Source organism: Archangium violaceum (assembly GCF_016859125.1).
Classification (GTDB): domain Bacteria; phylum Myxococcota; class Myxococcia; order Myxococcales; family Myxococcaceae; genus Archangium; species Archangium violaceum_A.
Map to the genome: position 1 here is coordinate 7,012,440 of NZ_CP069338.1, position 14,950 is coordinate 7,027,389.

Annotated in this window: 7 protein-coding genes; 6 read left to right on the plus strand and 1 reads right to left on the minus strand. The window is 70.5% G+C overall.

The window, feature by feature from the left end; genetic code table 11:
- Nucleotides 1–93: 93 nt before the first annotated feature.
- On the minus strand, nucleotides 94–1,287 hold the full coding sequence (locus JQX13_RS30090; RefSeq protein WP_203402924.1) for a cytochrome P450: 1,194 nt from the start codon (nucleotides 1,285–1,287) through the stop codon (nucleotides 94–96).
- A gap of 156 nt (nucleotides 1,288–1,443) precedes the next feature.
- On the opposite strand from JQX13_RS30090, the gene uvrA reads away from it, so the two are divergent.
- From uvrA to JQX13_RS30120, 6 genes are all read left to right on the plus strand, one after another.
- Nucleotides 1,444–6,735: an excinuclease ABC subunit UvrA gene (gene uvrA / locus JQX13_RS30095; RefSeq protein ID WP_203402925.1), complete on the plus strand. Its 5,292-nt coding sequence runs from the start codon at nucleotides 1,444–1,446 to the stop codon at nucleotides 6,733–6,735.
- 132 nt (nucleotides 6,736–6,867) lie between these two features.
- A complete protein-coding gene (locus tag JQX13_RS30100) occupies nucleotides 6,868–7,590 on the plus strand; it encodes an FHA domain-containing protein (RefSeq protein WP_203402926.1) in 723 nt (240 codons plus the stop codon).
- A gap of 23 nt (nucleotides 7,591–7,613) precedes the next feature.
- Nucleotides 7,614–9,533: an FHA domain-containing protein gene (locus tag JQX13_RS30105; protein WP_203402927.1), complete on the plus strand. Its 1,920-nt coding sequence runs from the start codon at nucleotides 7,614–7,616 to the stop codon at nucleotides 9,531–9,533.
- Nucleotides 9,530–10,660, plus strand: a complete 1,131-nt coding sequence (locus tag JQX13_RS30110; RefSeq protein ID WP_203402928.1) for a PP2C family protein-serine/threonine phosphatase — start codon at nucleotides 9,530–9,532, stop codon at nucleotides 10,658–10,660. Before JQX13_RS30105 ends, JQX13_RS30110 begins: the two co-directional genes overlap by 4 nt.
- Nucleotides 10,660–12,837, plus strand: coding sequence for a hypothetical protein (locus JQX13_RS30115; protein WP_203402929.1), 2,178 nt, complete (start codon nucleotides 10,660–10,662; stop codon nucleotides 12,835–12,837). Before JQX13_RS30110 ends, JQX13_RS30115 begins: the two co-directional genes overlap by 1 nt.
- Nucleotides 12,838–14,916, plus strand: a complete 2,079-nt coding sequence (locus JQX13_RS30120) for a vWA domain-containing protein (RefSeq protein ID WP_203402930.1) — start codon at nucleotides 12,838–12,840, stop codon at nucleotides 14,914–14,916. It abuts the gene before it with no gap.
- Nucleotides 14,917–14,950 lie beyond the last annotated feature (34 nt).

Genomic DNA, 14,950 nt, shown 5'->3' on the forward strand with positions numbered 1-14,950 from the left:
CTTCCCTTCACCATGGACACGCCGGCGCAGCCGGGCAGCAACGGCACTGGAATGGCCCGATGGAGGCAGGGCAGGCGGGCGATCCCCGGGGCCTCAGGGCAGGTGCGCCACGAGAGGCAGCTGCGTGAGACCCCGCATCACCAGCGAGGCATTCCACTGAATGGGTCCATCCCCGGGCGTCAGCCGGGCGAAGCGGGCGAGCAGTGCCTCCAGGGCCACCCGGACCTCCATCCGCGCCAGCTGGGCACCCAGGCAGAAGTGGATGCCATGGCCGAAGGGCAGGTTCTGCGGCCCGGGACGGTCCATGTCGAAGCGATCCGGATCGGGGATGGCGGCCTCGTCGCGGTTGGCCGAGGCGATCAACAGCAGCATCCGCGCGCCCCGGGGAATCCGCACGCCGCCGAGCTCCACCTCGTCGGTGTTCAGCCGGAACAGCCCGTGCGCCGGGCCGCTGTGTCGCAGCATCTCGTCGATGAAGCGGGGGATGAGCGTGGGAGCCGCGCGCAGCCGCGCCATCAGCTCCGGTTGCTCCTGGAGCATCAGGGCGCAGGAGCTCAGCAGGTGCACGGCCGTCTCGAGGGCGCCGATGAGGAGCAGGAACAGGAAGCCCATCAAATCCGTGTACGACAGCTCCTCACCGTTCACGTGGGTCCGCAGCAGCTCGCTCACCAGGTCGTCACGAGGAGTGCGCCGGCGATCCTCCAGCACCTGATTGAAGTGAAACCGGGTCTCGGCCACCGTCTCGAGGATCGTCTTCTGCCGCTCGGTGTCGTTCTCGCCGATGCTGGTGAACTCGCCGTAGACCTCCGCCCAATGCTTGATTCGCGGATGGAGGGACTGGGGCAGGCTCAACATTTCTCCGAGGACGGCGATCGGCACCCAGATGGAGAAGGCGTCCACGAAGTTCACCGAGCGGCCCACGGGCAGCGAAGCGACGACCTGGTGGGCCACCTCGCGGATGCGAGGCTCCAGGCGCGCCACCACGGAGGTTCCAAAGGCCCGGTTGATGATCGCACGCAGCCGGGTGTGGTGCGGTGGATCCATGACGAGCATGGAGTCGGCCAGTGGGTAATCAGGTAGCCATGCCGGGCGATAGGCCTGCCGGATGCCATCCGACGAGAAGTGCTGGGGGTTCTTGAACACGGTGAGCACGTCTGCCTGGCGGGCCACGACCCAGAGTCCATCCGGGTCCACCTGACTCACCGGCGCGTTGCGGCGCAGCTCGGCATAGACAGGGTAGGGGTTGGCCCGTACCTCGGGGGCAAGCAGGTTCACTCGATTGCTCATCGGATGTATCTCGCGATGTGGACTGGGTGGAGAGCGGGCTCATGCTAATGCAGTTGGTGCTCCGCGAGCCGGCTGGTTTCGAGCACTGTTCCGTTTCATCCCACGTGAAGGATTCCGTTGGCGAGCCCGACTTCTGCCGTTAAATCAGCGCTCTCCATGCATAAGACGCACCTCGTTGGCGCCCGGACCCACAATCTCCAATCCCTCTCCGTGGACCTCGCCGAAGGCGAGCTGGTGTGCCTCACCGGAGTCTCAGGTTCTGGTAAGTCGAGTCTCGCACTCGACACCCTATACGCCGAGGGACAGCGCCGCTTCGTCGAGAGCTTCAGCCCGTATGCCCGCCAGTTCCTCGAGCGGCTGGAGAGGCCCCCGATGGACAACCTGGAGCCCGTGGCGGCGGGCGTCGCGGTGGATCGCCGCGCGCCGGTGAAGAGCTCGCGCTCCACCGTGGCCACGCTGGCGGACGTGGAGGCGTACCTGTCCGCGCTCTTCACGCGGGAGGCCATGCCGGTGTGCCCGACGTGCGGAGTGGAGGCGGTGCGCACCGACGCGCGAGTGGCCGCCACGGCGACGCTCGCCGCCGAGCCCGACGCGCTGGCCGTGCTGGCCTTTCCCCTGCGCATCGCGGACACCGCCGAGTTCCTCGACGTGCGCGCCCGGCTGCTCAAGGAGGGGTTCCACCGGCTGGTGGTGCGGGGCGAGGTGCGCGAGCTGGAGTCGCTGCGGCCGAGCGAGGCCACCGACTCGGCCGGCGTGGCGCACGTGGTGGTGGACCGGGTGAAGCTGGCCCAGGGGCAGCTCGGCCGGGTGACGGCGGCGCTGGAGTCGGCCTGGGCCATGGGCAATGGCGAGGCGGTGGCCTTCACGCCCTCGGGCACCCGGCGCATCCGGCGCGGATTGGTGTGCCCCCAGTGCGCGCGCGAGTTCGAGCAGGCCCGCCCCGGGCTCTTCAGCTACCAGTCGCCCACCGGCGCCTGCCCCACGTGCCGGGGCTTCGGCCGGACCATCGGCATCGACTGGGACAAGGTGGTGCCCAACCCGGCGCTGAGCCTGGAGAAGGGCGCCATCCGTCCATGGTCGGGCAAGACGTCCGAGTGGGAGCGGAAGATGTTGTTCCGCTACGCGCGCGAGCAAGGCATTCCGCTGGACAAGCCCTGGGGGCAGCTCACCCCGGCGCAGCGGGAGCGGGTGCTGGAGGGCGAGGGGGATTACGACGGCGGCCGCGTCTACCCGGGCGTGCGCGCGTGGTTCCGCTGGATGGAGAGCCGCACGTACAAGATGCACGTGCGCGTGCTGCTCTCGCGCTACCGCGCCTATTCGCTGTGCGAGAGCTGCAAGGGCGCTCGCCTCAACGAGTCCGCGCGGGCGTGGCGCGTGGGCGGGTTGGATCTGGCCGCGTGGCACGGGCTGGAGCTGTCCGATGCGCGCGCGCGCCTGGACTCGCTGCGCACCCATACGGGACAGGGCGAGCTGGCACGGCGCGAGCTGGCCAACCGCCTCGGCTACCTGGAGCGGGTGGGCCTGGGCTACCTCACGTTGGACAGGCCCGCGCGCACGCTGTCCGGCGGCGAGGCGCAGCGCGTGTCCCTCACCGCGGCGCTGGGGACCTCGCTGACGGGGGCGCTGTTCGTCCTGGACGAGCCCACCGTGGGCCTGCATCCCGCCGACGTGGGGCCCCTCACCGGCGCCATGGCCGAGCTGGCCACACGGGGCAACATCGCGCTCGTCATCGAGCATGATCCGCTCGTCATCCGCTCCGCGCACCGCGTGCTGGAGCTGGGGCCTGGGGCTGGCAAGCACGGGGGACGGCTGTGCTTCGATGGCACCCCGCGGGAGCTGGCGAAGCGCGCGGAGCTTCCCACCGGCCGGTTGCTGTCGGGGACAGGGGAGGAGAAGCGCACGCCGCGCGAGCGGACCGGTGAGCTGGTGGTGCGCAACGCCCGGGCCCACAACCTCCAGGGCGTCTCCGTGCGTGTGCCATTGGGCGTGCTGTGCGCCATCACCGGCCCCAGTGGCTCGGGCAAGAGCACCCTGATGGACGAGGTGCTGTACCGCCACCTCGGGCGCGCGCTGGGGGAGAAGGACGTGGAGGCGCCCGGCGAGGCGGACGGGGTGGACGGGCTGGAGGCCGTGGAGCGCGTCACCTTCGTGGACCAGTCGCCGCTGGGGCGCACCTCGCGTGGCAACGCGGCCACGTACACCAAGGCGTGGGATCGGCTGCGCGAGCGCTTCGCCTCCGAGCCCGAGGCCGAGGTGCGGGGGCTGACCTCGGCGCACTTCTCCTTCAACGTGGACAAGGGCCGTTGCGAGGCCTGCTCGGGCGAGGGCTACGAGACGGTGGAGATGCAGTTCCTCGCGGACGTCTCCCTGCTGTGCCCCGTGTGCCGGGGCCGCCGCTTCAAGGAGGAGGTGCTGGCCATCCGGCATCACGGGCTCTCCGTGGCGGACGTGCTGGAGCTGACCGTGGACGAGGTGCTGGAGCGCTTCGCCGACGACAAGCCGCTGGCGCGCGCTCTCGGGCCCGTGTCCCGATTGGGTCTGGGGTACCTGCCCCTGGGCCAGCCCCTGTCCACCCTGTCCGGTGGCGAGGCCCAGCGCCTCAAGCTGGCGCGTGCCCTGGCCAGCGAGGCGAAGGGCTCGCTCTTCCTCATCGACGAGCCGAGTGCTGGCCTGCATGACGCGGACGTACGCCAGGTGCTCGCCGCCCTGCATGAGTTGGTGGCGCGCGGCGCGAGTGTCGTCGTCGTGGACCATGACCTCGTCGTCATGCGGGGCGCGGATTGGATCATCGACCTGGGGCCGGGTGGTGGCCGCAACGGTGGGCGGCTGGTGGCCGAGGGCACGCCGGAGCAGCTGGTTTCTCGAGGAGAGGGGCTCACCGCGGCGGCGCTGCGTGGGACGTTGGTGGAGCCGGTGGTGCCGGGCAAGCGGGGCAAGGGCCCGGCGGAGGTGCCTCCCGCCATCGAGGTGGAGCACGCGCGCGAGCACAACCTGCAGGAGGTGTCCTGCCGGATTCCGCTCGGGAAGATGACGGTGGTGACGGGGCCGAGCGGCTCGGGGAAGAGCTCGCTCGTCTTCGACGTGGTGTTCGCCGAGGGCCAGCGCCGCTTCCTGGAGACGCTGACGCCGTACGCGCGCCAGTTCCTCCCCACCATGCCGCGTCCGGACGTGGAGCGCATCAGCAGCATCCCGCCGTCCGTGGCGCTGGAGCAGCGCACCTCGCGCGCGGGCGCCACCAGCACCGTGGCCACCGTCACCGAGGTGGCCCACTACCTGCGCCTCCTCTTCGCCAAGCTGGGCCAGCCCCACTGCCCGCGTGACGGCGAGCCCATCGCCTCCACCACGCCCGAGGTCCTCTACGCGCAGCTCACCGCGATGAAGGGGGATGGCACGGTGCTCGCCCCCGCCGTGCGGGCGCGCAAGGGGACCTACCTGGACGTCTTCACCGCCGCCGCGCGCGCGGGCATCGAGACGGCCATCGCCGACGGGAAGGTGGTCTCCACGGACCAGCCGCCGCAGCTCGTGAAGTCGCGCGAGCACGACATCGACCTCGTCATGTACCAGGGCAAGCTGGCGAAGCTGCCGCGCGAGGTGTTCGACAAGGCCCTCACCTGGGGCAAGGGCGCGCTGAAGGTGCGCGGTACCGGCAACAAGGAGACGCTCCTGTCCAGCGAGCGCACCTGTCCCGTCTGCGGTTTCTCCGTTCCGGAGATGGACCCGCGGTGGTTCTCCTTCAACACGAAGCAGGGCCGGTGCGTGGACTGCGAGGGGACGGGCGTGGAAGGCGGCGCCGAGGCGCTGGCCGAGGGCCGTTCCGACTCCTGCCGCACCTGCGAGGGCTCGCGCCTGGAGCCGGTGCCTCGCGCCGTGAAGCTGGAGGGCCTGCGCTATCACGAGGTGGTGCGGCAGTCCGTCACCGCCGCCCTGGCGCGGGTGCGCGAGTGGAAGTTCCGTGGGGACCGGGCGCTGCTCGGCGAGCCGTCCCGCCAGGAGCTGCTGCGGCGCATGGAGTTCCTGGACCGCGTGGGGCTGGGCTACCTGTCGCTGGACCGGAACGCGTCCACGCTCTCGGGTGGCGAGATGCAGCGGCTGCGACTGTCCGCGCAGCTGGGCGCGGGCCTCACCGGCGCGATGTACGTGCTGGACGAGCCCACCATTGGCCTGCACCCGCGTGACACCCACCGGCTGCTGTCCAACCTGCGCGCGCTGGTGGACACGGGCTCCACCGTGCTGGTGGTGGAGCACGACACGGACACCATCCGCGCGGCGGACCACCTGCTCGAGCTGGGGCCCACCGGAGGCAGGGGGGGCGGACGCATCCTCGCCGAAGGCCCGCCCGAGAAGGTGCTACAGGTCGAGGACGCGCCCACGGCCCGCGCGCTCCGCGAGCCCGCCGTACTGGCCGGCACGCCCCGGGGCTCGCCGGAGAATTGGATCGAGCTGAAGGACGCTCGCGCCAACAACCTGAAGGGCGTGGACCTGCGCATCCCCGTGGGGCGGCTGACCGTGGTGTCGGGTGTGTCGGGCTCGGGAAAGAGCACCCTGGTGCGCCAGGTGCTGTACCCGGCCCTGCGTGAGAAGCTCGGGCTGGTGACGACGCGCCCGGGGCCCTTCAAGTCCCTCAGGGGGACGGAGGCCATCCGCCGGGTGCTGGCCGTGGACCAGTCGCCCATCGGACGCACGCCGCGCTCGGTGCCCGCCACCTTCCTGGGTCTCTGGGACGAGCTGCGCCGGGCCTTCGCCGCGACTCCCGAGGCCAAGCTGCGCGGCTTCAGCCCCGCGCGGTTCTCGTTCAACACCGCGTCGGGTGGCCGGTGCACGGCGTGCGACGGGCAGGGAGCCATCTCGCACGAGATGTCCTTCCTCCCGGATGTGGTCACCCCCTGCGAGGCCTGCGGCGGGGCGCGCTTCGACGCGGCCACGCTCGAGGTGCGCTACCACGGGCTGACCATCGGTGACGTGCTGCGCCTGTCGGCGGACGAGGCCAAGGATGTCTTCCACGCGCTGCCGAAGGTGGCCGCGCCGCTGTCCTGCCTGTCGGACCTGGGCGTGGGCTACCTGCAACTCGGGCAGGGCTCGAACACGCTGTCCGGCGGCGAGGCGCAGCGGTTGAAGCTGGCCGCGGAGCTCACCGCGTCCACGCGCCACGAGCCCACGCTGTACGTGCTCGACGAGCCCACCACGGGTTTGCACCTGGGGGACGTGTCGAAGCTGATCGCCTTCTTGCGCAGGTTGGTGGACCGTGGGGACTCGCTGGTGGTCATCGAGCACCACCCGAGCGTCATCGCCTCGGCGGACCACGTGGTGGAACTGGGGCCGGAAGGCGGCGAGGCGGGTGGGCTCATCGTGGCGGAGGGGACACCCCAGGAGGTCGCGCGGCTGAAGACGGCCACGGGCCGGGTGCTCAAGTCACTGTTGGCTTCGCCAGCCCCCAAGGGGAGGCTGTGAGGACGTAATCGCAGGTCTGGCGGGCGCATCATGGGGGGAAGAAATCGTCGACTCCGTCGTTCGTAGGAGCCCAGGGGCTCGTCCTTGCTGGAGTTTCCTCCAGGGCGTGCCCTAGAGTCGGATACGCCCCTCATGCGCTGTCCTTCCTGCCAGAACGAGAACGATGCCGGTGCCGCCTGGTGCGATATGTGCGGCATGGACCTGACGCCCCCCAAGCCGGCTCCGGCCGTCGGGAGCGCTCCCGTGCCCCCGTCTCCCCAGCAGCCAGCCAACCCGCATCAAAAACGTCACACCGTCTTCGAGCCGGATCCGGCGGCTCCTCCTCCCGCCCCTCAACGGGGCGCGGACTTCTTCGCCAATCCGCCTCCGCCGCGGCCTACCTTCGACCCGCGCGACCCCTTCGCCGCCGCGTCCATTCCGGCCGCTCCGGCTCCCGCTCCCGCCGTCATGCCGCCGGCTCCCGCCGCTCCGCGCCCCAAGGCCCGGACCTTCGTGGAGACCGCCAACGAGGGCGCGGCCGCGGGGCTCGTTCGTGGTGCCCTCTTCGAGTACCGCAATCCCTCCGACCCGGGTCGCGTCCACCCGCTGCGCGTCGGGCGCAACGTGCTCGGCCGCAACCCCGAGTGCGATGTGGTGCTCGACGATGGACGCGTGAGCGGCCAGCACGCCTACCTGTTCATCCGCGCGGAGGACGCCTCGTTCATCGACGTCTCCAGCAACGGCTCCGTCGTCAACGGCTCCGTCGTCCACGGCGAGCAGGTCGTCCTGCAGAACCAGGCCGTCCTCATGCTGGGAGGGACGACGTTGGTGCTCGTCATCGTCCCCGAGAAGCTGCTGTCCCGGCGCTCCCAGTGAGCAGCTCCCGAGGGGGGATGCACATGCATCGCACCGTCTTCATGATCGCGGGTCTGCTCGCCGTCCTTCTCGTGGGCGCACCCGCGGCGGCAGCGGACAATGGGCTCACCGTGCTCGCGGTACCGCCCGCGTCCAACGGGCAGACGCGGCTCCAGATCGAGGTCACCGATCCCACCCTCCAGCAGGAGCTCCGCTCCACGGGGGCCTCCCCGGATCGCTTCCGCATCGCCGTGGATCAGGCCGGCGCGCAGGTGACGGATGTCCGCCGGATGGCTGACTCCTCCGAGGGTCGTTACACGGTCCTCGCCTTCGATCAGTCCGGGTCGTTCTCCGCGTACTGGTCCCAGGCCTTCGTGTTCGCGAAGGACTACGTGGACGCGCTGGGCGCCCGACCCCGGAACCACACCGTCGCGGTCATGACCTTCGGGCAGAGCAAGCGCACCCACTGCGAGGAGCGCACCGCCGCGGCACTCGAGGCGTGTCTGGCGAAGGTCCAGCAGCTCGGGACCGTCCAGCGCATCACCCGGCTCAAGTTCTACATTCAGCAGGCCGTGCGTGAGGCCGCGAGCGCGCAGCCGCTCTCACGTGGTGGCTCGCGCGAGGTCATCGTCTTCACCGATGCCGGCGAGGAGTCGGCCGCGCTCAATGTGAAGGACCTCGCCCGGGAGGCGCGCGACAAGGGCGTGCGCATCCACCTGGTCGTCTTCAGTGGCCAGGGCAGGGGCAAGGGCTTCGCCCAGCGGCTCGACGAGATGTCCCAGCTCGCCGAGGGCTCCGGCGGCCGTTACATCCAGGTGGAGGATGGCAATGCCCGGCAGGCGCTCACGGGTCTCGTGGGCGCGTTGGAGCACCTCTACTGGCTGGACGTGGACTTCTGTGGCGTGAAGCCCGGGCAGACCTCGGACCGGCTCTCCGTCACGGCCCTCTCGGCTCGTGCCACCACCGCGGCCTGGAGCGATCCGGTCTCCTTCCGCCAGAGGGCCGAGGGTCGTGCGACCACAGTCTGCCCCAGCACCGTCGCCATGGGACCCTCTCCGGTACGGACGGGTACCGGCTCGAAGACGGGGGCCTCCGGCTCGGTCAACCCTCCTGGGACGGCAGCGGGCAACTCTGGCTCCACGACGCCGTCTGGTTCCTCGACGGCGACTCCCGGGACGAACTCCACCGGAAGCGCGGCGGGAAGCCCCGGAGCCTCGACGCCCCCATCCGGGACGGCGGTGGGAGCTCCCGGGGCGGGAATGCAACCCGGTGGCTCGGATTCCCGTGGGCTTCCCTGGTGGCTGATCGTCCTGCTCATCGGCCTGGGATTCCTCCTGATGCTGGCGCTCATCGCGCTGCTGTCCCGGCGCCGCTCGGAGCCCGCTCCGGCGCCCCAGGTGTCCGCGCCCGTGGCCGCGCCACCGCCCGCCGCCGAGCCTCCTCCCGCTCAGCCCGAGCCCCCGCCGGCCGCCCCCGCGGTGTGGAAGGATCCCTTCGCGACCCTGCCGGAGACGCGGCTGGTGGTGGTCAAGGGACCTCCCGGGCTCGAGCCGTTCTACCGGATCCACAAGGGCTCGTTCACCATTGGCGCCCGGTCGGGCGAGATGGACCTCGCCATCGATCTGCCACAGCTCAGCGGCCACCACGCGACCGTGCAGCTCTTCAAGGCGGGCAATGTCTTCATCAAGGACGAGCACTCCACCAATGGCACCTTCGTGGACGGGCGCCGCTTGAACCCGGGCGAGCGAGTCCAGGTGAAGCCCGGTCAGAGCATCCGTCTGTCGCAGCAGCTGGAGCTCACCCTGGTCCAGCCGGGACTCCAGCCCGCCGTCGAGCCCTCCTCCACGGGGGAACCGCTCGTCGCGGCGCCTCCCGCCGCGCCCGTGGCCGCCCAGCCGTCCGCGGACGCGCCCCGAGCGAAGTCCAAGACCTTCTACGCACCCGCAAGGGGAGATGACGAATGAGCCTCCCGTTCTACATCCACGGGAGTACCGACGTCGGCCGCCAGCGCGCGCAGAACGAGGATTCCTACCGCATCGTCGCCCAGCCGGACGGTTCCCGACTGCTCGTCGTCTGTGACGGCATGGGAGGCCACGAGGCCGGTGAGGTGGCCAGCCAGGTGGCCAGCGATCGCATCGTCGAGGTGCTCGCCGCGAGCGCTCCGGACCATCCGCCCCGCGCCCTCTATCAGTCCTTCATCGAGGCCAATCAGGCCGTGCTCGATGCCGCGCTCACCCGGGGCGCGGAGGGGATGGGGACCACGGGGGTCATCGCCTGGGTGATGGACTCGCGCTGCTATGTCGGCTGGGTGGGTGACAGCCGCCTCTACCAGTTCCGCGAGGGGGCGCTGGTCGATCGCACGCGAGACCACACGCGGGTGGCGCAGATGGTCACCCACGGCATCCTCACGGAGGAGGAAGCCCGGAATCATCCCGACTCGCACGTGCTCGTGCAGGCGCTGGGAGGAAGCGCGGGAGTCCAGAAGCGCTTCAAGCCCGAGGTGTGGACGGATCCGCTGGAGCTGCGGTCCGGCGACGTGGTGCTGCTGTGCAGCGACGGGCTGTACGACTTCATCGAGGACTTCGAGCTGTATCCGCTCATCGAGGGGCTCGACTACCAGGACGCTGTGGCGCGGCTCATCCAGACGGCCAACGAGCGCGGTGGGGCCGACAACATCACGGTCATCCTGCTCGTGGCGGGACAGCCCGAGGTGCCGCGTACGGTGAAGGATCCCCCTCGGGACCGGCGGGAGACGATCCCGGACGGCATGCCGATACTCGCGCCAGCTCCGGCTCCGGAGGTGCAGGCCACGTCGGTTCCTCCGAGCGCTCCCGTGGTACAGGCCTCGTCCGCTTCCGAGCCGCAAGGGAAGACGGAGGAGCCCGCGGCGGCTGCTCGCACCGGACGCCGTGTTCCGCTGTGGTGGTTGCTCGCGACGGGCCTCGTGGCGCTGGGCGTGGGCCTGGTCCTGGGGCTGAGGGCCTCCGAGCCGCCGCCAGCGCCAGGATCGTCTCCCTCCAGCGCTTCCAGTTCCAATCTGGACGCGGGCGTCGGCATGGGGACGCCTCATACGGAAGTCGGAGGGCAGTGATGGTCCGCGCGCTTCTGGCGCTGCTCACGGTCGTCCCGCTCCTGGTGGCTGCTCCAGTCCTGGCGGGGGGAGAGACCTACTGCGTCGGAGGATACGAGGGGACTCCGCCGAACGTGGTGGCCGCGTGCGACATGCCAGACGTCCGTGCGATGCACGCCCGATGGCACTACCACTGCTGGGTCACCAACGGGCAGGAGTGCTTCGTCTGCTACGACGAGGAGGACAACACCTGCGTCTCGACGTTTCTGCGGCGCAATCCGGGGACCTATCAGCGCGCGGATCCGTACCAATGTGCACGGCTCTACGGGGAGAAGCACGGCGCGGGCAACCTGGTGGCGCACGTCATCGACGGCCAGCCCGTCACGCCTGGTGCTCCGCCTCCTCCCGTGCAGCTGGAGGCCCGGGTGGAGCGTATCTCCCCCGGTCCGTATACCGCCGGGGACAAGGTGACCGTGGTGGGGGCGGTCCGTGACGAGCACGGGGCGCTGCGCCGCATCTCCGGGGGCTCCTTTCGTGTCACCGATGCGAGCGGACAGAGCTCCGAGCTTCGGGGCACCGTGCAGCCGGATGGCACCGTCGTGGCCGACTACTCGCTTCCGGCCTCCAGCTCCGCCCGCATCGAGTTCATTCCCGTGGCGCCACCACTCGCGGGGAACGAGACGCTCCGTGCGGCGGCTTCCGGAGGCCAGGAGCTGAAGGTGGAGGTCTGCGGTTTCCGAGCGCGCGTGGTGCAGCCCGCCATGCACGAGGCGCTCGTGTCGGGACAGGCCACCCTGCTGAGCGCCAGACTCTTCGACGCGGCGGGGCAGGTGCCCGTGAGCGCACCTCCGGCGGGCCTCGAACTGCGATTCAACGTGCAGGTGGAGGGCGAGAAGCCAGAGTCGCTCTCCGCCGATGCCTCGCTGTCGGCATCATGGACTCCGCCCGCGTCTCCCAAGCCGCGCGAGGTGCGCATCAGCGCGGGAGGCCGCGCGGGCGATCGCGTGGTCTGTCCGGCGGGCGAGGTCCCCGCCACGGTGAGTGACTTCGGACTCGGCTTCGACACGTCGACGTTGCCGCGCACCTGCTACGTCGGCCTTCCCTGTACGGGGACGGTGCGGCTCGTGCGCCCGGAGCCTGGGCCGGGCCGCCAGCGGGTGGACGCGCTCCTGGCGGATCCCTCGGTGGAGGCTCTCGTGGTGGATACGGGCGAGGAGCGTTACCGCGGTCCTCCCCGGCCGGGCGACCGCTACGAATTCGCCGCCACCTACACCGAGGTCGGAGCCGCGAGTTGGTCGCTCGTGTTCCAGACGCCACGAGGGCCTGTCTCCATGCCCACGCACGAGGTCCAGGTGCGTCCCCAGCTCGAGTTGAAGCTGCCAGCCGAGCTGGACTTCGGCACCGTCAACGCGGGCACTCCGGTGACGGAGGCGTGCCAGAAACTCGACTTCAGCCATTCGCGGGGCGCCGAGGAACATCTCCTGGCGCTGCGTGTCGAGGGGCTCGGGAGTTGCCAGTCGCGCCCGGTGCTGCACTTCCTCAACGCGCTGAACCAGGCGGACGTGCGCGGCCTGGAGCCCGCGTCGGGCACGCAGGCGTTGTTGGATCCCCGAGACCTCCGGCTCGACATTTGTCTCGAGGTGCCCCGTTGTGCGGGCGAGGTGTCGCCCGAGTCGGCCGTGCTGCGTGTGGTGCCGCTCCCCCCCGAGTTCAAGGCGCAGGAGAAGACGGTGCGCCTGCGCTGGAAGGTCGAGGGACGGGGCTTCCTCGGCTGTCACGGCGCCTGGGTGTGGCCCTCGCTGGCGCTGCTCGGCTTCGGGGTGGTGCTCGCCGGTTTCACGCAGCCCGCGCGCTTTCCTCCCGGTGCGTCCATCCGCGTGGCCGGGAGCGAGCGGGGCATCCGTCAGGCCGCCGCCATCCTCTTGCAGGCGTGTCCCGGCAGCGGCCCTGGCTTCTACCGTGCCGCCCGGTTGGGCCTGCACGGGGATGGCGAGGTGAACGGCCGCACCCGGAACGCGGTCGTCGTCCTGCGTGCCACGCGAGGGGCCGGTGTGGTGCTGACGGGCACGGGCCCCCTGGAGCAGCAGGATCGCCGCACCCTCAAGTGGGAGCCGGTGGCGGAGCTGGCCCAGGGCCATGTCCCTTCTCCCTCGGTGCTGTACCGGGCCGGGGGCACGTACTTCAAGGTGGAACTCTAGATGACGCTCGCGCAGCTCGTCCTGCCCCTGCTCCTCTCCGGCGCGGCCGGCGGGGGCCACGAGATCGTCCTCATCCTCGACAACTCGTGCTCCATGGGCGTGGAGTCCCGGGATGACCAGGGCCGCCGCATTCCTCCGAATGATCCCGAGCGCGCCGCGGTGCTCGGCACGCTCGTCGTCGAGGGACTGGCGCGTGGCTCGGCCGACCGGGTGGACGTGCTGGCCTTCGGTGACGGCAAGGATGCTCCGCCGCGCCCGGCCCGGAGCGCGGATGACATCCGCGCGCTTCCGTACTCCAATGGCACCTTCTTCCGCCGCCCGCTGGAGGAGGCGGGCAATCGGCTGCGGGGCTCGGCGCTCCAGAAGCGGCTGTTCCTCTTCTTCACCGACGGCATCCCCGAGGACCTGAGAGACCCTTCGGAAGGACCCCGGGCCCTCGGGCTCTCCGAGTCGGCGGAGTTCGAGACGCTGGTCATCGGCCTCTTCGGCAGCGACGAGGTCCGCCAGATGGGCGAGCAGTTCCTCCGGCCGTTGGCGCGGGAGCCCCAGAAGGATCTCCTCTTCGTCGAGACGCCGCGCGAGGTGATTGGCGCCTTCACGAGGGGCTATGCGCACGTGCTGGGCTCGAGGCCGGAGACGGGGGCGCTGTCCCCGGGCCAGTCGAAGACCTTCGAGGTGGGCAAGTACGTGGTGGAGGTGCTGGTGGCCACGGCGTCGGCCTCGCCCGGTCCCGCGTACACCGCGAAGCTGGAGGGCCCTGGGGGTGAGATTCCGTCCCAGGCCTCGGGTGATAACGGGTGTCCGCCCGGCATTCGCTACTCGGGCGCGCCGAAGCTGTGCCAGCCGCCACACCGTCACTACCAGGTCTTCCGCGCGCCCAACTCGCCGGATCAGCGCAGCACCTGGACGCTGTCGCTGCCGAAGGGGTCGGGTGCCATCGACTATGGCCTCATCCTCCGTTACGACCTCGAGGCCTCGCTGGCCGTACCAACGACCGCGCGGGTGGGGGAAACGGTGCAGATCGATGCACGGCTGCTCTTCCGCGGGAAGACCTTCGACGACGAGACCTTCTTCCAGGCGGACGGCTTCACGGCCGTGGCCACGCTCGAGGGGAAGGAGGTGCCCCTGCGTCACGAGGGGGGAGGGCGCTTCGTGGCGGACTGGACGCCCTCGGAGCCTTCGTTGGACGGGGCGTCCACGCCCGTGCGGGTGACCTTCCGCAACGCGTGGATGGAGCAGAGCGCGCGCAGGGCCGTGCAGGTGGAGGGGTTCCTCGACTTCGCCCTGGTGCCGAATCCAGCCTCGCTCGATTTCGGGACGTGGAGGGGCGAGCGCAGCGAGACGCGCCGGTGCTCGGTGGTGGATCTGTCCCGATCCACGAACGCGGATCGCATCCCCATCCAATGCACCGCGCAGGGGGCCGTGGAGGGAGGCGTGCTGAGCTGTGCTCCCGTCGCGGGCTCGGAGGCGGACCTGGGTGGTGGCCGTAAGGGACAGCCGCTCAAATACGAGATCTGCTTCACCGCCGAGAGCTGCTGTGGCGATATCGCTCCGTCAGGGATTGGCGTCCTCTTCGCCGCGTCCCATCCCCACTACGCCGCCGCAGCCGTGACGGTCCCGACACTCGTGAAGGTATCGGAGACGGGCTGGCTGCGTTGCTGGTGGCCCTGGCTCGCTTTGGCTGGAGGGATGATTGGCTTTGGCTGGGTCGTCGCGGGCTTCGTCCGGCCGCACGACTTCGACCCGGCGGCCAGCGTCTACGTGGCGGGCTCGGAGATGGGGCTCAAGCGAGCCTCGGCGCTCACTCTGCGGGAGACTCCGGGAGGGACGCGGGGCTTCTACCGCAATGCGCGTATGTGTTTGAACGCGGGAGGTGACTTCGTGCGCGCGCCGCGTGCGGCCGTGCTCGTCCTCGAAGCGGGACCCGGAGGCTCCACGCGCTTCGCCACCGCGCCGGGCCTGGAGCGCAAGGTGCAGCGCACCGGGAAGTGGGAGCCCGTGCCATCCGAGGAGTTGGCTCTCGGGTACACGCCCAACGTGGTGTACCGGGTGGGCAGTCTCTATCTGAAGTGGAGCTGAGCAGGTGTTCGTTGCCTGACTGCTACGTCTCCGG